This window comes from Bacteroidia bacterium, assembly GCA_039924845.1.
Lineage (GTDB): Bacteria > Bacteroidota > Bacteroidia > DATLTG01 > DATLTG01 > DATLTG01.
The window spans coordinates 1-19,673 of sequence record JBDTAC010000099.1 but is presented as its reverse complement, the minus strand read 5'-3'; the positions used below and the strand labels follow the sequence as shown (position 1 = coordinate 19,673).

The following is a 19,673-nucleotide window of genomic DNA, read 5'->3' as shown; positions in this document are numbered from 1 at the left end:
ATACCACTAATCTCAGTCAAGGTTGGGACGGTAAAGTAATGGGAGGAGCAAACATCGTTCAACAAGATGTATATGTTTGGAAAATTGTTGCTAAAGATTTTTTAGGACATAACCATCAATACATCGGACATGTATCTGTTGTCAGATAACAAACTACTCTCAAAAAAATAATCCTAAAGCCCTCCCAAAATGAGGGCTTTTTTTACACCTCAAAAAATTAATTTTTGAAAATGATTTGTGGGTATTACGATTTTTTTAAAGAGAATTCTCATCTGTAAGGTTTAGAGAGAATTATATGAAACGGCTAAAGATTGTTCTGAACAAACCTAAAACTGGTTATCCAAAAAAACAGTAGCAATTAGTTATACTAAATCTAATTTACCAATGATACTGGGAAAAAATTAACATCATCAAAAAGGGTCTCGAAAAATTAATTTTTCGAGACCCTTTTTGATAGCAAAATTGTTTTATTAGAAATGCCACATATCGTGCTCGTAAAGAAAAATATGGTTCTTGATTTTATCTGCCTCTATTAAAGTATTTAAACCCGTTGTATAATCATCCAATTGGCGGTTGTAAACGTTGTTCTTTTTATACGCATAACTGGCAAATTTTCGCTTGGTAAAAATATCCTCTAAAGTAAGCCATTGTGCATCATTTTGTACATCAAAAACTTCTGCATTGGCGAACAAAGGTTTTGCTGCAGGAAAATAAATCCAAAACATGGGAGCAATTCCTTTCTCTGTTCCTTGATCGCTATAGGATATATTTAAAGGGCAAATTCCTAGAATACGAACGTCCATTACAGAGCGTTGTTTATCGAAAAACCAATCTTCTTTCATCCAATATTTACGAATTTGATCCGCTGAAACATCCGTTTTAATGATTTTCGGAACCATTTGATCGGGATTGTTCAAATCTGGAACGTAAGCGGTATCTACTTTAGACATTAAAGCAACCACTTCTGTTTTTGTCATTGGCACTTTAAACTCATCGTCAAAAGCGGGATTGGCGTAGGCAATTAGAGAACCTGACATAATTCCGTCTTTCAATACGTCAAAAAGACTTCTTCTTCCTTCAATAGGTTTAGTTGGATAATACAAAGGGAGATTCACCTTTTCTCTCATATCCAACACTCTCCATACTCTTTCCTTCCACATAACATCTGCTTCTCGCAAATAGGTATAAGGAATAACCCTTCTGTTGGGAGCATTGTCTTTCGGATATATTTCATCTAAAGGACCTCCTGTTTGAGGATTTAATACACTCGTTTGATTAGTACCGGTAGTATTTGTATTTCCGCCAGGCTGTGCCATTACAGCACCTCCTAAGAACAACATCCCAATCACCAAATTTTTCCTTGCATTTTTCATCTTTAGCCCTCCTTCAGTTTAAAATTAAATAACTTTAAAGTTTACTCCGGGTATTTTGCGCAATGTTCCATCTGGACCTCTCGCTTTCACGTTTTCAAAATAAACTTTTGTGCCTGTACTCGCATTTTGTAATAGGTTTGCTTGAGAAGGAGTTAAACGGTTGCTTTGTGAAGATTGTGTTACGATAACCCCGTGTACTGCAATGGATACATCAAAGGAAGTTACGGTAAATTTCAAATCGAAATCGAAATCCTTCAAAAGTGCATTCACACCCGGGGTTGCTCTTAACAATCCTTTTTGAATGACATCATCTCCTGATTTTCCATCCACACTCGCAATAGGATCTGGAATACGTTTTACACGAAATTTCATATTTCCCGGTATTGCTTTTACGCCATTTTTAGTTTTAGCTGAAACAGTAATTGTTACCATAGGACCCGAAGTTACACGCACAATATAACTCCCTTTTTGTTTGTCTGGACGCAAAGAAGCTCCACCGCCACTGATGTGCGGTTGCAAATCTTCTGCTGCAATACCAGGGACAGAAATATCCACTGGATTGTCCACACCAATATAAAATACGTTCATTTTGGTAGGAGAAACAACCAAAGCAGGTTTCGCAACCAAATATTCTCCAGCAAAAGGGTAAGATTTATACGTGCCGTTGGGCGCTTTTATTTTTATTAATCCAGACCAATCTTGAACTCCTACAGCTGTTGTTTTTACGGCATATTTTCCGATGCCACCCATAACCCTTTTTGGGCCTATCGTAAGTGAATCCACCGACCCTTGAATCGAAGCAACTCCTTTAACCGTATCCACATTACCCAATTCAATTTTCGGGTTTTGTGTTGAACTGAAAGCGGCTAAAAATACATCTGCCTTAAAAGTATCTCCCAACATAATATAATTAGTAGGAGCAATTATCTTTGCTTGAAGCACATCGAATTTAAAATCGTTGGCAGAAATAGAGCCTAATAAATAGTTGGCTACTTCGGCCTCCGCATTACGTACATCGTTCTGTATTTTACTTAAGAGAACCACATCGGCGGCAAGTGGGCTATCATAAAAATTATAAATTTCCCAGCCAACCTGTTTTTTATCTTCCTCAGAATAAGTTCCGAGCGTAAGCAATCCGATATTCAACGAAGCTGTATCAGATGGATTGACTAATGCCAACATCTTTTTTCGATAATCGGCTATTTTGTCTCGCAACACTCTCCCCTTTCCAGCAGATGCATCTTCTTTTTGTCCGACAAGGATATTCGTTGGGATATCAAAATTATCACTGGATTCAACTATACTTTGTAATTTTGTTGTATCTGCCTGTTTTTGAGGAATTCCTATCGTTTTTTGAATCAACATCTTTTTCATCGCATCCAAATAGCCATATAAACTGTCTGAATACCCTTGAGAAAGCAAGGCTTTTTGATAATAGGGACCTGCCTTTTTAGAGTCGTTTATATTTGCTTTCGCCAACGCATTATAGGTAAATTGCGTTTTTGCTTGAAAGTTAGTATTTGTATGTTCTAATCCCTCATTTACTACGACAAATGCCTGTAAAATCTGTTTTGAAACGTTAAGAGCCAAAAGGGCGGTAAGAACGAGGTACATCATACCTATCATCTTCTGCCTGGGGGTTTCTTTTCCACCTGCCATAAACTATTGTATTATAATATTGGGTTAAAAATTACTTGAATTAGCGTTTAAAGTTCATTGCTGTGAGCATATTACCATAAACAGTATTTAACGTGCCTAAGTTTTCTGCTAATTGAGCGATTTCTTCTTTATATTTCTTTGTGTCATTAACTGATTCATTCAAGTTTTTGATTAAATCAGTTACACCATCATAAAATTTACCAGTAGCTTTCATGTGGTCATTCGAGCTTTGCAATTGCAATTCATATACTGCATTTAAAGCTGAAAGATTTTTGGAAACCTTTTGTAACTGTTCTCCGTATGTCTGTCCATCGGAATTGCTAACAGTAAGATTTGTTAATGATTCCGCAGCTCTCGAATAAGATTCGGAAAGTTCACCTACATTTTTAGCTGCTGATTTTACTTTACTTACATATTCATTGGTTGCCACAGAAGCATCTGTAATGTTATTTAATTTAGATGCTTGATCGCCTAAACTTCTTAAACCATCTCCTAAACTCTGAATTAATTCAGGTCCTATTTTAGCTTCCTCCAACATATTGTCTAACTGTTCTGTAACAGTTAATTCATCTGCTTTCGAGTCTGCAATTTTCTTGTGCTCTTCACCTTCTTCGTCGTGCATTCCTGCTAATTCCGGATAAACTAAACTCCAATCCACTTCCTCATGAATAGGTTCAAACGCAGAAAACGCGAAGATAAGGGCTTCTGTAGATAATCCTATAATAAGCATAATACCGGCACCTGGATAATGTTGTATTTTAAACAAAGCACCAATAATAACAACAGACGCTCCTAGACCATATAATTTGGCCATAAATTGTTTCCATGATTTTGAACCCGGTTTGAAACTTCCCATAAACTTTTTTTTTAAGATTAATTATTAATTATTGAATTGATTTTTCTTTATTTAACACCTAGAATGGCATCTCCAGTAGCTCTTCCAAGATAAGTCATTACACAACGAAACCCAATATAACATTTTGCGGTGTCCTGGTATTCGTAATCTCTAGAACTTGTTTCCAAATAATAACCCACATCTTTCCAAGATCCACCACGAATCACTTTCCGTTTCAATACATTAGCTTCGTTGTCTGCCGCCTCATAAACGTAATCGGGATTCATATCGTGATCAAAATCGTATGCAGAAGGATCGAATGCGTTACTTGTCCATTCCGAAGCATTTCCAGCCATACAGTACAAACCATAATTATTCGGGTTATACGAAAATACAGCCACCGTATGAAAACCTCCATCATCAAAATAACTTCCTCGCATTGGCTTAAAGTTACCTAAAAAGCAACCTCTTGAATTTCTGATATAAGGACCTCCCCAAGGGTACGGACTTAATCCAAGACCACCTCTTGCAGCATATTCCCATTCTGATTCCGTTGGTAATCGGAAATCATTTACGATGGATTGTCCATTATCCACTAACCAACTATCCAACAATTGAGTTCTCCAAATACAAAAAGCACGTGCTTGTTTCCAACTCACACCCACAACAGGATAATAATCATAAGCTGGATGCCAAAAATACATATTTGTCATTGGCTCATTAAATGCGTAAGTAAAATCATGCACCCAAGCCAAAGTATCTGGATACACATTGATAATATCTTTCACAATAAAAACACTTCTATCCACTCCTTTTCGCTCGCGTCCGCTGTAATGCCCACTACCATCAGATACAACATCGCTTACATTATAATTCCCTTTTCCATTAATAAATTGTTTACCATCTGCATCAGGACTTTTCTCTGGAATAAATCGATTCGTTTTTGCCGCAGCTAAACGTAAATCAATGCGATAATATTCAAAATTTAATTTTCGAGTGTCAATTTCTTTTCTCTTATAGAAACGTTCTTTCGCTGGTAAAAACATCGGATCTAAAATCTCCGCCTGGTCTTGTTGATCCCATTGAATTTTGGGTCTCCAAACAATTTGCGGTGTATCTAAATCGTTTCCATTTTCATCTTGCGTCATGTAAAACTGATCCATACCACCGTCTCCCAATAATCTTCGAGCGATGGAATCTCTTACCCAATAAACAAATTGGCGGTACTCATTATTTGAAATTTCCGTTTGATCAATATAAAAGGCTTGAATAGAAACCGTTTTAGATTTAGTAGTATGAGCGAAGGAAATATCCTCATCATCAGGTCCCATTTGATAAGATCCTGGTGGAATGTATAGCATCCCATAAGGAGTAGGCTGATACCAAGTTTCACGCCCTTGTACTCCAATCAACTGACCATTTCCACCTTTATTACAGCCGCTAACGATGGCAATAAAGGATCCAAATAGAAGTAATTTTTTCATGCTGCCTCCTTGGTTATTTTTACAATGTGTACTTTTTTTCATAGAAATCATTGGTATAAAATAGGCGTTCAAAAACAAATTGACTTGCTTGAACGAAACAATAACAAATTTTGTTACAGTTTTTTATTTTTTTACAAAAATCTAACTGTTTGATGACTTTGAATATGCGATTTTGGAACAATTTTAAAACAATACCCTAACATAATTTCATGGCTTCCGTTGCTGTATGTTTTTAATTCAGATGTAGTAATATCATACGAATAGCCAATTCTAACAGTAGAACCATTTGTAAAGGAGTGCTGATAGCCCACCAATGCAACTATTGCGTCGTTTGGTCGGTAAGAAACGCCTATCCAAACCATTTTATCATATCTTATTAAAGCATTCACATCCACTTGTGTAGAGGAAGCATCTGATTTCGCAAATATAGAAGGCATAATATCAAAATCTGAAGTTGCATGAAATGTATATCCTGCCATTACATAATAATGTCTTGCTAAATCAAATTGATAACTTGGATAACTTCCACTTGTAAAAGATTGTTGAGGAATGTGACTGGTAGAAATACCAAAATACATTTGATCTTGAATACTATAATATACTCCTAAGCCAACGTCATATGTCATACTACTCACTCCAGTTACTGGAATTGAATTGTCGCTGGCTCCATTTGTTCCGTCAGGAGCTAACCAAGCACCCGAAAGTGATTTTTGAATAATTCCGAGTTCTGGACCTATTCCAATTACTCCAGGACCTGCAGCAATATGATATGAATATGCTAAAATAGCTCCGAATGTTTTATCAAAACCCAATTGATCACTGTAAGCAGTCAATCCAAGTCCGCCACCTATGCCTGGAATATAAGCATCACCACTAAATAAAAATGTTTTGGGTGCACCCGGAAAATTTACCCATTGTTCTCTTCCAAGAAGAGTTGCACAATATGCATGATTAATTCCTGCATAAGCGGGGTTAATATCTAACTGGTTAAACATGTTCTGGCTGAACTGCGCATCTTGCTGTGAAAATGCCGCCAATCCTGCTACTGATAAGGCAATTGTAGTAAATATTTTTTTCATTTTACTGTGTTGTTTGGTTTAATTTTTAAGACTATTTCTTCAAACAATAGGACGCTAAAGTATATATTATATTTATAAAAACAAATATTTTGTAAACAATTTGATGTTTATTTTTTTTGATACTTTCAAAACTTAACTTAATTTTTGAAACGTTTGCCACCATCTATCAGGAACTTCTTCCTTGCAAGCCGTTTCGTAATCGCTGTAAGAGCAAGGAACTAAACAATGTCGTTCGTATTTTATTTTTTTATTTGGCGGATACGGAACTTCCATCCACCACCTCGAACTTTTATTGCTTTTATAAAAAATTATTTCGTGTTTATTATTTTTGATGGAAACGCGGTATTTTAAATATTCTGTTTTATCGTTTATCGGATAATCTTTTTTACGATTGTAAAAACCTTCTATAAAATACCAAATCATTTGCGCCACTAAGTGCGTCGTTTGTCCGGATTTATCAAAAACAGGATTTATTTCATAAAAACCGATGGACGAAAGTTTATCGCTCATACCCGCGTAACGCACCAACTGACAGGCTTCTTCGCCATAAAAACCATTGGGAGAAGCATTTCCATTTCCTGGAGCATCGGAATGACGAATCGCGGAAATATCAAACGTTACTAAATCTGCATTGCGAATAACAGGCTCCGCTTCTTCCATCGAAGTTCTTACTTGTCCGATACGATACGCATCAAAATACAATTTCGAAATCAATTGCAAAGCGTTGGTATCCGTAAAATAAGTTTGATACCCAATATTACTGAAATTAAATAAAAAATTAGGCTGATGTAAAATTATTTTACTGAGATACGACCTCGAATCAAGCGGCTGATCAACATCTCCTAAATCAAAAGCTGGATCAATCGCCACCATATTAATGGTTTGTTCCAAACTTTCATAGGCCAAATAATTTGCAAACGTAATATCTTGGCCGCCTCCGATAATTAACGGAATAATATTGTGTTTAATCAACTCTGTAGCAACCGCAGTTACTGCAAAATAAGAATCTTGTACCGAAAAACCTTTTTTGATATTTCCTAAATCTGCAATTTTTACCGCGTAATTTCCTTGGTATAATTTATACAAATATTGACGCACGTAATCAGCTGCAAAACCACATCCTTCATTGTTTACTGCAGCTCTGTCTTCTTCCACACCAACAATTGCGATGTGCACATTTTTTAATTCCGGAAATTTTTTTTCGAGAAAATAAATATCCATCACATTTCCCAATGCCAAAGGCTGATACGTTTTTGCAGCATCTAACTTTGATAAATCGATAGGTTCAAAATATTCCGATAAATCGTTCATTTGATTGGTTCGATTTTAGACGTTCGAAAAATTATTTTTTTGGAGACGTTTTTTTCGCCTTTGAAAAATTATTTTTTGGAGTCGCTTTTTTTACTGTTTTTTTTGCCGACTTTTTTGTTGATTTCTCTACTTTTACAGGAGCTTTTGCATCTGCCTTTTTGCCAAACGATTTCTTTTTAAAACTACGCGTATCTTCTGAAGCAATTTTCAAGCATTCTTCCAATGTCAATGTCTCAGGAACTGTTCCTTTCGGGATTTTAAAATTATCTTTTTCGATGGCAATGTAAGGCCCCCAACGTCCGTTTAACACACGCACCGTTTCATTTTCTGGAAACGTTTTAATAATTTTATTTTTGTCTGCTTCGCGTTTAGCGAGAATAATTTCGATGGCAGTTTCTGCGCTAATCGTCATCGGATCGTATTCTTTTTTGATAGAATAAAACGCATTATTATGTTTGATATACGGACCAAAACGTCCAATCGCAATTGTCATTTCTTTGTCTTCAAATTCACCGCCTTTTCGCGGAAGTTTAAATAAATCCAGCGCATCTTGCAAGGTAATAGATTCTAAACGTTGGTCTTTTTTTAAGCTCGCAAATTTTGGTTTTTCTGCTTCGTTATTTCCTTCGCCAATTTGCACCAAAGGCCCGAAGCGCCCAATGCGCGCATAAATATTTTTTCCACTGGCGGGATCAATACCTAACAAACGCTCACCCGAAGCACGTTCCGAATTATCAGAAGTGTCTTCTACGTTTTTATGAAACGGTTTGTAAAAACGTTCCAACATTTTACTCCACGTTAATTTCCCTTCTGCAATTTCATCAAACTCCTCTTCTACACTTGCCGTGAAATTGTAATCCATGATATTTTTAAAATGCGTTACCAAAAAATCATTCACCACAATTCCAATATCAGTCGGAAATAATTTTGATTTTTCTGCACCCGTATTTTCTGTTTTTATTTCTTCGGAAATTTTTTCGGATTTCAGCGACAAAAAATTATATTTTCGTTCATGTCCTTCTCGGTCTTCTTTCACCACGTAGCCGCGTTTTTGAACCGTAGAAATAGTTGGCGCATACGTAGAAGGTCTACCAATGCCCAATTCTTCTAATTTTTTCACCAAACTTGCTTCCGTATATCGTGCCGAATGATGGCTGAAACGTTGCGTTGCAGAAATTTCTTGAGCTACTAAATCTTCTCCTTTTTTAATCGGAGGTAACATTGTTTTTTGATTTTCATCTTCGCTCGAATCGTCATCACTCGATTCCATATACACTTTCAAAAAACCATCAAATTTCAATACTTCTCCTTGCGCCACAAATTTCTCCGTTGTTGTTGAAACAGCAATTGTAGCAACTGTTTTCTCTAATTCTGCATCGCTCATTTGCGAAGCAATCGTACGTTTCCAAATTAAATCGTACAAACGCTTTTCGTTATTTTCTCCATCCACACTGTGTTTATTAATGTAGCTCGGACGAATAGCTTCGTGGGCTTCTTGCGCACCTTTTGATTTTGTTTTGTAATGACGAATGTTCAAATAATTTTTTCCGTACGCACTTGTAATTTCTTCCGTTGCCTGATCAATCGCTGTATCCGAAAGATTTACAGAGTCTGTTCTCATATAAGTTATTTTTCCGGCTTCGTACAATCGCTGAGCAATCATCATCGTTTGCGCTACAGAAAATCCTAATTTACGACTCGCTTCTTGTTGTAAAGTAGAAGTTGTAAAAGGCGCTGCCGGTGACTTTTTAGAAGGTTTTGTTTCTAAATTTTCAATATTAAAATTGGCTCCGATACATTTTTTTAAGAATGCATTTGCTTCTTCGTGCGTGCGAAATTTTTCATTTAATTCCGCTTTTAAAATTGATTTTCCAGCCTGAAAATTAGCCACCACTTTATAAGTGGAAATACTTGTAAAAGCAGTAATTTCACGCTCTCTCTCCACAATTAAACGAACCGCTACGGATTGTACGCGTCCCGCTGAAAGCGATGGTTTTATTTTTTTCCACAACACTGGCGAAAGTTCAAAACCAACCAATCTATCTAATATTCTTCGCGCTTGTTGCGCATCCACTAAATTTTGATCAATGCTTCGCGGATGTGCAATCGCATTTTTAATTGCTTTTTCCGTAATCTCATGAAAAACGATGCGCTTTGTATTTTTATCCGTTAAATTTAATGTCTCGAATAAATGCCAAGAAATAGCTTCTCCTTCACGGTCCTCATCCGTTGCTAACCAAACTGTTTCTGCACCTTTCGCTAATTTTTTTAATTCCGAAATTAATTTTTCTTTGTCTGCCGAAATTTCATAAACAGGCGCAAAACTATTCGCCGTATCTACCGACATTCCTTTTTTTGCCAAATCCCGAACGTGTCCGAAACTCGACTTAACAGAATACTCCTTGCCCAAAAAGCCTTCAATTGTTTTTGCCTTGGCAGGCGACTCCACTATCACTAAATTTTTTGCCATCGCTATTTATTTTAGGATAAATTTTTAGAAAACGAGTGCAAAGAAAAAGATTTCAAAACCACTTTTCCAAATTTATTATTGCAGCCATTTTCCATATATATATTTCATATATATATTTTTTTTGAAAAAAAAATTTTCAGATGCTCTTTTTTATGTTCCATCATCAAAATATTATTTTTTATGAAATCTCAATAAAAAACATTTACTTTGCAGCCCTATTTTTTATTTTTGATTTAAAATGAATACACTCATCGAAGTTTTAATCAGCATTGTCAGCATTGTGCTGATATTGGTTGTTCTTGTACAAAATTCAAAAGGAGGCGGTTTGTCGTCATCCTTCGCATCTTCTAACCAAGTGATGGGCGTTCGTAAAACAACCGACTTTTTAGAAAAAGCAACTTGGGCACTTGCAATTGGATTGTTAGTATTGAGTTTATTTTCAGTACCATTCAGCTCTTCTTCGAGCAATACAACAGATAATTCAACCGCTGCTCCGCAAGAATCCGTTACGCGCAAAAAAGCGCAAGAAATGGGCAACGTCAATTCTTTCCAAAACAATGCAATTCCCGCTCCAGCTGCTACAGCAGCTCCTGCTGAGGGAACAAAAAAAGGAGCAGCTCCTGCCGCCGACAAGAAAAAATAATTTTTCTGTTGTACAAATGTCAGACTGTCATTTTTGTCTGACAGATTTTGCCTAAAAAAATCGAGAAGATGTAAATTTGTCTTGATTGAATGCCAAAAAATGTATTGGCACGAATAATGACGAGAAAGAGCGTATCAAAAAAATAATTTTCTAACCTAAAAATAAATTTCAAAAAATGGCAACAGTAAAAATTAAACCGCTCGCAGATAGAGTAATTATAGAAGCCGCTGCAGCAGAAGAGAAAACAGCCGGAGGAATTATTATCCCCGATACAGCAAAAGAAAAACCTCAAAAAGGAAAAGTAATCGCTGTTGGAACAGGAAAAAAAGACGAGCCAATAACTGTTAAAATTGGCGATCACGTGCTTTACGGAAAATATGCTGGAACCGAAATCCAAATTGAAGGCAAAGAATACCTCATCATGCGCGAATCTGATATTTTCGCGATTGTATAACACGAAAAATTAGTGTTCAAATTATCGTTTGAAAAAATAATTTTTTGAAGCTCTAAAAAACAATTTAATATTAATCAAATAAAAAAACTAAAATCAAAATGGCAAAAAATATCACCTTTAACCTCGAAGCCCGCGATGCCTTAAAAAAAGGCGTGGACGCATTGGCAAATGCAGTAAAAGTTACATTGGGACCAAAAGGTCGTCACGTAATTATTGACAAAAAATTTGGTGCACCGAGCATCACGAAAGATGGTGTTACCGTTGCAAAAGAAATTGAATTATCTGATGCAGTAGAGAATATGGGCGCTCAGATGTTGAAAGAAGTTGCTTCTAAAACTGCTGATATTGCTGGAGACGGAACAACTACGGCAACTGTTTTAGCGCAAGCTATTGTAACAGGCGGTTTGAAAAACGTAGCTGCCGGTGCAAATCCAATGGATTTGAAACGCGGTATTGATAAAGCGGTACAAGCTGTGGTTGAAAATCTCAAAAAGCAATCACAAAAAGTAGGCGACGACAATAAAAAAATTGAACAAGTTGCTACGATTTCTGCTAACAACGACAGTGCTGTCGGAAAATTAATTGCCGAAGCAATGGGAAAAGTAAAGAAAGAAGGCGTAATTACTGTTGAAGAAGCAAAAGGAACTGAAACTACTGTTGAAATAGTAGAAGGAATGCAATTCGACAGAGGTTATGTTTCTGCTTATTTTGTAACTGATGTGGAGAAAATGGAAGCCGTTTTAGAACAGCCCTTAATTTTACTTTATGACAAAAAAATTTCCAACATGAAGGAATTACTTCCGATTTTGGAAAAAGGCGTTCAAACAGGAAAACCAATTTTAATTATTGCCGAAGATATTGACGGAGAAGCTTTATCCACTTTAGTGGTAAATAAAATTCGTGGTTCACTAAAAATTGCAGCTGTAAAAGCTCCAGGTTTTGGCGATAGAAGAAAATCAATGTTAGAAGATATCGCTATCTTAACAGGCGGAACACTTATTTCAGAAGAAAGAGGTTTTAAATTGGAGAATGCCGATTTATCTTATCTCGGAAAATGCGAAAAAATTACCATTGATAAAGACAATACAACTATTGTTGGAGGCAGCGGAAAAAAAGCAGAAATTACTGCTCGCGTTAACCAAATTAAAGCGCAAATGGAAAGTACTACTTCCGATTACGATAAAGAAAAACTACAAGAACGTTTGGCTAAATTAGCTGGTGGCGTTGCTGTTCTTTACGTTGGAGCTGCTACTGAAGTAGAAATGAAAGAGAAAAAAGATCGCGTGGACGATGCACTTCACGCAACACGTGCTGCTGTGGAAGAAGGAATTGTACCAGGAGGTGGCGTTGCTTATATCAGAGCTATCGAAGTACTTGAGAAATTAAAAGGTTTGAATGAAGACGAAACAACTGGAATTCAAATTGTGAAACGCGCAATCGAAGAACCACTTCGTCAAATTGTTGCAAATGCAGGATTAGAAGGTTCTATCGTGGTACAAAAAGTACGCGAAGGAAAAGCTGATTTCGGATACAATGCACGTACTGATAAATATGAAAATTTACTTTCTGCAGGTGTCATTGACCCTACAAAAGTAACACGCGTTGCACTTGAAAATGCAGCTTCTATTGCTGGAATGTTACTCACAACTGAGTGTGTTTTGGCTGAGAAAAAAGAAGAAAATTCTTCTCCAATGGGAAATCCAGGAATGGGTGGAGGAATGGGCGGAATGATGTAAAAAATAATTTTTCAAATACTTCGAAACCCTCTTTGCAAATTTTGCAAAGAGGGTTTCGTTTTTTCAAAAAATAAATTCCACATTATTTTTTACTTTTGGATAATAAATTTTAACAAGATGGCGATTCGAATTAACAACTTAGAAGAATATTTTTCCGAATATAAAAAGAGTATCGAAAATCCTGAACGCTTTTGGGAAGAGCAGGCAAAAACTTTTTTTTGGCGAAAAAGATGGGATAAAATTTTAGAATGGGATTTCGAAAAGCCAGATGTCAGATGGTTTATCGGAGGAAAATTAAACATTACCGAAAATTGTTTAGATCGTCATTTGGCAAGCAAAGGAAATCAAACAGCATTGATTTGGGAACCGAATAATCCGAACGAAAAGGCTGTAAAATATACCTATTCCGAACTCCACGCAGAAGTGTGTCGTTTTGCAAATGTGTTAAAAAATAACGGTGCAAAAAAAGGCGATCGCATCATTCTTTATATGCCAATGATTCCACAACTCACCATAGCAGTGTTGGCTTGCGCCAGAATTGGAGCAGTACATTCCGTAGTTTTTGCAGGCTTCTCCGCCAATTCCCTTTCGGATAGAATCATCGATTGTCAATCAACATTCGTCATTACCAGTAATGGCGCGTATCGTGGCGCGAAACAAATTTCCATCAAAGAAATTGTAGATGAAGCGATAGAAAAAAACAATTCTGTAAAAAGAGTGATTGTATATTCACATACAAATGCTGAATGTATCATGAAACAAGGACGCGACGTGTTTTGGAAAGACGAAATAAAAAATGTTTCTGCGATTTGTGAAGCCGAAGAAATGGATGCGGAAGATTTATTATTTATTTTATATACCTCCGGATCTACTGGAAAACCGAAAGGTGTAGTGCATACGATTGGCGGTTATATGGTGTACACGGATTATTCTTTTCGAAATGTTTTTCAATACAATGAAAAAGAAGTCTATTGGTGTACTGCCGATATTGGTTGGGTTACTGGGCATTCGTACACTATTTACGGACCTTTATTAGCAGGTGCCACAACTCTGATGTTTGAAGGAATTCCGACTTATCCAGATGCTGGACGTTTCTGGAAAATTATTGATAAGCATCAAGTAAATATTTTTTACACTGCACCCACTGCTATTCGTGCGTTACAAGCACATGGTGACGAATTTGTAAAACCGTATAAATTAGATTCGTTGCGAGTTTTGGGAAGTGTAGGTGAGCCGATTAACGAAGAAGCTTGGCATTGGTACGATACACACATCGGAAAAAATAATTGCCCGATTGTAGACACCTGGTGGCAAACAGAAACAGGCGGAATTTTAATTTCGCCTTTAGCAGGAATTACAAAAACAAAGCCGAGTTATGCGACGCTTCCCTTGCCGGGAATAGAGCCTATTTTAGTGGATCACAATGGAACAGAATTGAAAGGAAATAATGTGGAAGGAAATTTGTGCATTCGCTTTCCGTGGCCTTCTATTATCCGCACTACGTATGGCGATCACGAACGTTGTAAGCAAACTTATTTTTCTACTTACAAAAATTTTTATTTCACAGGCGATGGTTGCAAGCGAGATGAAGATGGTTATTATCGAATTACTGGTCGCGCGGACGATGTAATGAATGTTTCTGGGCATCGCATCGGAACGGCTGAAGTAGAAAATGCGATTAACGAACATTCCGATGTGGTGGAATCTGCGGTGGTAGGTTTTCCACATCCCATCAAAGGACAAGGCATTTACGCGTATGTGATTTGCTCGAAATCCATTGATGACATTCCGAAATTGCGTGAAGAAATTTTAGCAACGGTAACAAAAATTATCGGAGCCATTGCGAAGCCGGATAAAATTCAAATTGTTCGCGGATTACCAAAAACACGTTCTGGAAAAATTATGCGCAGAATTTTACGAAAAATTGCCGAAGGCGAATTTGCAAATCTGGGAGATACTTCTACGCTACTTGACCCCGAAGTAGTGGAAGAAATAAAAGTGGATGCAGTAAAATTGCAATAAATAAAATTGGCTTTAGCCAAACAATTAATCATTGAATTTCTTGAATCTATTCTTGTTGGGTTTTTATATTTTATTTGTTTATGAGAGTAGTTTTAGAATATTAGGTAACGGTCGGGCTTGCTGCTGTGCTGGTATTCATTGCTCTTCCAGCCCGACCGCCAGCCCTATAAAATTATTTAGAGTTCAAATTACGAACAAAAGTTGAAAGGAAATCCGTCAGCCTAAACCGCTGCTGATAGTGACAAAAAGATGAGAATTTATTCGTCAGCCAGCATAGCAGTCAAGCCACCTGTTATAGCCAGTTTATTTTCATTGTCCTTCAAGTTTTCCATCCGCATTAAGAATTATCATTTTGTTTGCGTCTACCAGGAAGTTGAAATACGTTACTAAATTTATTCCATTGTCTTCGGCGACTTTAACAAGATAAACATTTTTCATTGTGTCTTCTAACGTCGGTATAAGTGAAATGTGCCTTTGGCTTTTTGATAAACTGTCAATGAGTCTAATTTGGTCTTTTACAATTTTTTGCTCTGCTACAATATCTAAAACTTTTTCAATTATTATATCTGTCGACTTTGCCTTGTCAATGCTGTCGAGTTGAATTTGAAATTCTGTCCACCACCCGATACCATATTTACTTTCCAAGTGACTAACCATTGCATTATTGTAATATTTTGTCCCGTTGATAATGTCTGTTGTTACATTACAACCAAAAAGATAAAAGTCAAGACCGTAAGAGTTAGCTAATTTTTGTTTTTGTTCAAAGTTCAAAAGTATTTCTCCAATTTCGGCTATTTGAATTTTTCCGTTTTTAATGTCTTGTTTGGCTGTCCAAAAGTTGAAAGGCGTAAAAAATCCGAATGCAAAACGAAGTCCGAAATAAAGTCCACCGATAAGTAGAATTGTAAAAAGTCCGTATGTTATTTTACGTTTCAAATTTTTGTTTCTGTCGTTAGTTTGGTGTCGTCCTAAAATTGGCTATAACACTCAGATTGCCGCAACAAAATTTGCGATTTATTGCGTCAATCCTGCCATTAGTTTATGTAAAGCGAAATAAATAACAAAAAGCTATTTCGCTTTACGTTTCAAAAATAAGGCATATTTTACTTGCAACAAACTTTATATTTTAAGTTCAAAAAAATATTTTTTCAAGCACCCTTTTTTAAATAAGTATCTTTGAATTGTTTTGATCACTTTTAATACAGAAAATATTTTCGAAAAATATGGCGCTACTACGCAGTAAATCACAAAAGATAATTGATTTTATTACCTTCCCGATAAGGGCTGTTACCATTTTCCAAGACAACAAATGGGGTTTAAGTTCGCTCCGTTCCGAACGATTTGAATACAGCGCGCGCGAAGTAAAAGGACATTGTTTAGACGTAGGTTGCGGAAAACACAATTTGTTTATCAACGATTATTTGCAAGGCAAAGGAATTGGAATTGATGTGTATAAATACGACGGTTTAACGGACGAACACATTGTAAACGACATCACGCATTTTCCGTATGAAAACAACACGTTTGAATCCGTTACGTTTATTGCCAATATCAACCACGTCCCGCGTCCGAAGCGCGATGTAGAATTAGCCGAAGCATACAGATGTTTGAAAACTGGTGGGAATATCATCATTACAATGGGAAATCCTTTGGCGGAAATATTGGTTCATAAAGTAGTTTTTGTGTACGGAAAATTATTTGGTGCGCATCACGACATGGATACGGAAAGAGGTATGGAAGAAGGCGAGGAATATTATTTGACTGATACTGAAATTATTTCTCGAATGAAAATGGCGGGTTTTAAAAACATCGAAAAAAAATATTTTGCCACGCAATGGGCGTTAAACGCGCTTTTTGTAGGAACTAAAATTTAAAAAGCGGTTTGAAAAATTATTTTTTTGAAGGTCAAAAAAAGCACGTAAAATCAACATATCTCCTAAAAATGAACATCCTTTTTCGATTTACTTTTTTAGTTTAACGAAGAATCTTATATTTGTCCCCCTAAAACTTAATTTTTAAGATGAGTACGTTAAATAAAATTAGAAGTCAAGCCGGATTACTGGTAATTGTAATCGGAGGCGCATTGTTTATTTTCATTCTTCAAAGTGCTTTTGAGTCCGGAAAATATTTTTTCGGAAACTCCGACAGAAATGTAGGAGAGCTTTTTGGCAAAGGCATTCCGTACGATGAATTCAATAATCAAGTAGAAGAAGCTATCGCGATACAAGAAAAAAATTCTGGAAAAACAACTATCAATGATCAAGACAGAACTAAAATTGTACAAGATACGTGGCAAAAAATCACCAACGAAACAATCATGACCAAAGAGTACAAAGCTTTGGGAATAACAGTTTCCGACGATGAATTGTACAGCTTAATGCTCGGAAAAAATCCACATCCTTACGTGGTTCAATATTTTACAGATCATCAAACAGGACGTATTATTCAGACTTTTGCCGATCCAAAAACAGGTCAATTAAATCCAGACATCGTTTTAAAATATACGCAGCAAATGAATGCGGATCAAGATGCACAATGGGCTTTGTTGGAAGACGAAGTACGCAAAGCAAGGTATTATGAAAAATACATTGACTTAATTAAAGCCGCAATGATTGTAACTACGAGCCAAGCAAAAATGGATTATGTTGCGCAAAAAACAACTTTCGATTTGAATTATATAATGAAACGTTACGCTGCTGTTTCCGATAGCTCAGCGAAAGTAAGCGACAGCGATTTGAAAAATTATTACAACGCACATTTGAATGATTACAAACAAGAAAGAAGTCGCAAATTAAATTACATCGCGTACGAAGCCATTCCTTCTACAGCCGACACAGCAGATATTAAATCAGACATTACAACAATTGAAAAAGATTTTAAAAAATCGAAACCAGCAGATGATTCTTCTTTTGTGATTGCAGAATCGGACGGCAGAATATTTGACAATACGTATCATAAAAAAGGAACTCTTTCTCCGATAATTGATTCGACTATGTTTTCGGCGGAAATAGGTACTGTGGTTGGACCTTATGAAGAAAATGGTTCTTTTAATTTAGCTAAATTAATTGATGATAAATTTGTGCCAGATTCTGTAAAAGCGCGTCATATTTTGATTCGTCCGGTAAACGGAGATCTCGCGAAAGCGAAAGCAAAAGCAGACAGCTTGAAAGCAATATTGACGGATGCTAATTTCGATGAAATGGCAAAAGCCAATTCAGAAGATGGAAGTGCTTCCAAAGGCGGTGATTTAGGTTGGTTTAAACGTGGACAAATGGTTCCGGAATTTGATGCTGCTTGTTTTTTCGGTAAAACCGGAGACATTGTAGAAGTGCAAACAAAATTCGGTTTCCACCTCATTCAGTTAGAAGAAAAAAGCGAAAGCGGACAGAAAGAAGTGGAAGTGGCAATTGTTAGTAAACAAATCATTCCTGGAAAACAAACGCTGAGCGATGCCTATACCAAAGCAAGCAAGTTTTCAGGACAAAATAACAAAGCTGATTTATTTCAAAAAGCAGTGGATGCAAATCATTTGAGCCAGCGCATTGCAGATGTAAAAGAGAGCGATGATAATATCCCCGGATTGGACAATCCGAAAGAATTAATTCGTTGGGCATACCAAGCCAAACAAGGCGATGTATCTCAAACGTTTCAGTTCGGAAATAAATTTGTGGTTGCTTTATTATCTCAAATAAAAGAAAATGGAATTGCGCCATTAGATCAAGTGAAAGACGCAGTAACACATTATGCAATGCAAGATAAAAAAGCCGAAATTCTGAAAAAAGAAATGAATGATGCAATGGCTGGTACATCTAATTTACAAGCATTGGCTGCTAAAACAGGATTGCAAACAGCCAGCGATAAAAACGCAAGTTTTGGAACAAATGTATTGCAAGGTATTGGTCCAGAAGGCAGCGTAATTGGTGTTGCATCGGTATTAAAAGCAAACCAACTTTCAAAACCAATACAAGGACAAGCAGGTGTTTTTGTGATTAGTGTTGATTCTATTCATCCCGCAACTCCTATAACGGATTATAAAGCCTTGCAAATGCAATTGCAACAAAGTTTATCCAATCAAGCAGATTACGATGTGTTCGGCGCGTTAAAAACGAATGCGAATGTTGTGGATCACATCGGTAAGTTTTATTGAGAAATATTTTTTATCCTTCAAAAGCACGAACAATCGTTCGTGCTTTTTTTTTGTACTTTTTATGCTCTAAAAAATATTTTTTTGAGCGTGTTTTTAACTCCACAGGTTTGAATTGGAATAGTGAAATGTACAATACAAATTAGCTCTTTAGGAGAAAAATAGGATAATGCACGTAAAATAATCAAGTCTACAGCTTACACAATCGTTGCTATTACTCGTGGGGACGACTCTTCGGGTCTGGAAATTGACTCTTCAACTCGTGGGAACGACTCTTCGGGTCCGGAACTTGACTCTTCAACTCGTGGGGACGACTCTTCGGGTGCGGAACTTGACTCTTCAACTCGTGGGGACGACTCTTCGGGTGCGGAACTTGACTCTTCAACTCGTGGGGACGACTCTTCGAGTCTGGAAATTGACTCTTCAACTCGTGGGGACGACTCTTCGGGTCTGGAAATTGACT

General features: G+C 36.6%; 14 protein-coding genes. 6 read left to right on the top strand and 8 right to left on the bottom strand.

Going from position 1 to position 19,673, the window contains the following annotated elements:
- Positions 1 to 470 precede the first annotated feature (470 nt).
- The 7 genes from gldN to topA all read right to left on the bottom strand — a co-directional run bounded on the left by gldN (position 471) and on the right by topA (position 10,211).
- Entirely contained in the window at positions 471 to 1,373 is a 903-nt protein-coding gene (gene gldN / locus ABIZ51_11950) for a gliding motility protein GldN (GenBank protein MEO7089498.1), read from the bottom strand.
- Between the two features lie 24 nt (positions 1,374 to 1,397).
- Positions 1,398 to 3,032 (bottom strand): gliding motility protein GldM, encoded by a 1,635-nt coding sequence (gene gldM / locus ABIZ51_11945; protein ID MEO7089497.1) that lies wholly within the window; start codon positions 3,030 to 3,032, stop codon positions 1,398 to 1,400.
- 40 nt (positions 3,033 to 3,072) lie between these two features.
- The gene (gldL, locus tag ABIZ51_11940) at positions 3,073 to 3,846 is read right to left on the bottom strand and encodes a gliding motility protein GldL (protein MEO7089496.1); all 774 of its coding nucleotides are present in this window, start codon (positions 3,844 to 3,846) and stop codon (positions 3,073 to 3,075) included.
- An 89-nt stretch (positions 3,847 to 3,935) separates the two neighbouring features.
- Positions 3,936 to 5,393: an SUMF1/EgtB/PvdO family nonheme iron enzyme gene (locus tag ABIZ51_11935; protein ID MEO7089495.1), complete on the bottom strand. Its 1,458-nt coding sequence runs from the start codon at positions 5,391 to 5,393 to the stop codon at positions 3,936 to 3,938.
- An 89-nt stretch (positions 5,394 to 5,482) separates the two neighbouring features.
- Complete coding sequence (locus tag ABIZ51_11930; GenBank protein MEO7089494.1) at positions 5,483 to 6,430, bottom strand: type IX secretion system membrane protein PorP/SprF; 948 nt, start codon at positions 6,428 to 6,430, stop codon at positions 5,483 to 5,485.
- 132 nt (positions 6,431 to 6,562) lie between these two features.
- A complete protein-coding gene (locus ABIZ51_11925; protein ID MEO7089493.1) occupies positions 6,563 to 7,741 on the bottom strand; it encodes a formimidoylglutamase in 1,179 nt (392 codons plus the stop codon).
- A 31-nt stretch (positions 7,742 to 7,772) separates the two neighbouring features.
- The gene (gene topA / locus ABIZ51_11920) at positions 7,773 to 10,211 is read right to left on the bottom strand and encodes a type I DNA topoisomerase (GenBank protein MEO7089492.1); all 2,439 of its coding nucleotides are present in this window, start codon (positions 10,209 to 10,211) and stop codon (positions 7,773 to 7,775) included.
- A gap of 238 nt (positions 10,212 to 10,449) precedes the next feature.
- On the opposite strand from topA, the gene secG reads away from it, so the two are divergent.
- The 4 genes from secG to acs all read left to right on the top strand — a co-directional run bounded on the left by secG (position 10,450) and on the right by acs (position 15,066).
- Complete coding sequence (gene secG, locus ABIZ51_11915; GenBank protein MEO7089491.1) at positions 10,450 to 10,854, top strand: preprotein translocase subunit SecG; 405 nt, start codon at positions 10,450 to 10,452, stop codon at positions 10,852 to 10,854.
- A 175-nt stretch (positions 10,855 to 11,029) separates the two neighbouring features.
- A complete protein-coding gene (gene groES, locus ABIZ51_11910) occupies positions 11,030 to 11,308 on the top strand; it encodes a co-chaperone GroES (GenBank protein MEO7089490.1) in 279 nt (92 codons plus the stop codon).
- A 98-nt stretch (positions 11,309 to 11,406) separates the two neighbouring features.
- Entirely contained in the window at positions 11,407 to 13,044 is a 1,638-nt protein-coding gene (groL, locus tag ABIZ51_11905) for a chaperonin GroEL (GenBank protein MEO7089489.1), read from the top strand.
- 117 nt (positions 13,045 to 13,161) lie between these two features.
- Positions 13,162 to 15,066 (top strand): acetate--CoA ligase, encoded by a 1,905-nt coding sequence (gene acs, locus ABIZ51_11900; protein MEO7089488.1) that lies wholly within the window; start codon positions 13,162 to 13,164, stop codon positions 15,064 to 15,066.
- A 309-nt stretch (positions 15,067 to 15,375) separates the two neighbouring features.
- Here the strand turns inward: acs and ABIZ51_11895 are convergent, their stop codons facing one another.
- Entirely contained in the window at positions 15,376 to 16,002 is a 627-nt protein-coding gene (locus ABIZ51_11895; GenBank protein MEO7089487.1) for a hypothetical protein, read from the bottom strand.
- Between the two features lie 287 nt (positions 16,003 to 16,289).
- On the opposite strand from ABIZ51_11895, the gene ABIZ51_11890 reads away from it, so the two are divergent.
- Positions 16,290 to 16,940: a methyltransferase domain-containing protein gene (locus tag ABIZ51_11890; GenBank protein ID MEO7089486.1), complete on the top strand. Its 651-nt coding sequence runs from the start codon at positions 16,290 to 16,292 to the stop codon at positions 16,938 to 16,940.
- A gap of 146 nt (positions 16,941 to 17,086) precedes the next feature.
- Positions 17,087 to 19,213 carry a SurA N-terminal domain-containing protein gene (locus ABIZ51_11885; GenBank protein MEO7089485.1) on the top strand — a complete coding sequence of 709 codons (2,127 nt, stop codon included), beginning with the start codon at positions 17,087 to 17,089 and terminating at the stop codon, positions 19,211 to 19,213.
- Positions 19,214 to 19,673: the final 460 nt, after the last annotated feature.

Coding starts and splice junctions, on each gene's coding strand:
- gldN (MEO7089498.1), bottom strand. CDS start 1,373: ATGAAAAATGCAAGGAAAAATTTGGTGATTGGGATGTTGTTCTTAGGA.
- gldM (MEO7089497.1), bottom strand. CDS start 3,032: ATGGCAGGTGGAAAAGAAACCCCCAGGCAGAAGATGATAGGTATGATG.
- gldL (MEO7089496.1), bottom strand. CDS start 3,846: ATGGCCAAATTATATGGTCTAGGAGCGTCTGTTGTTATTATTGGTGCT.
- ABIZ51_11935 (MEO7089495.1), bottom strand. CDS start 5,393: ATGAAAAAAAGTACACATTGTAAAAATAACCAAGGAGGCAGCATGAAA.
- ABIZ51_11930 (MEO7089494.1), bottom strand. CDS start 6,430: ATGAAAAAAATATTTACTACAATTGCCTTATCAGTAGCAGGATTGGCG.
- ABIZ51_11925 (MEO7089493.1), bottom strand. CDS start 7,741: ATGAACGATTTATCGGAATATTTTGAACCTATCGATTTATCAAAGTTA.
- topA (MEO7089492.1), bottom strand. CDS start 10,211: ATGGCAAAAAATTTAGTGATAGTGGAGTCGCCTGCCAAGGCAAAAACA.
- secG (MEO7089491.1), top strand. CDS start 10,450: ATGAATACACTCATCGAAGTTTTAATCAGCATTGTCAGCATTGTGCTG.
- groES (MEO7089490.1), top strand. CDS start 11,030: ATGGCAACAGTAAAAATTAAACCGCTCGCAGATAGAGTAATTATAGAA.
- groL (MEO7089489.1), top strand. CDS start 11,407: ATGGCAAAAAATATCACCTTTAACCTCGAAGCCCGCGATGCCTTAAAA.
- acs (MEO7089488.1), top strand. CDS start 13,162: ATGGCGATTCGAATTAACAACTTAGAAGAATATTTTTCCGAATATAAA.
- ABIZ51_11890 (MEO7089486.1), top strand. CDS start 16,290: ATGGCGCTACTACGCAGTAAATCACAAAAGATAATTGATTTTATTACC.
- ABIZ51_11885 (MEO7089485.1), top strand. CDS start 17,087: ATGAGTACGTTAAATAAAATTAGAAGTCAAGCCGGATTACTGGTAATT.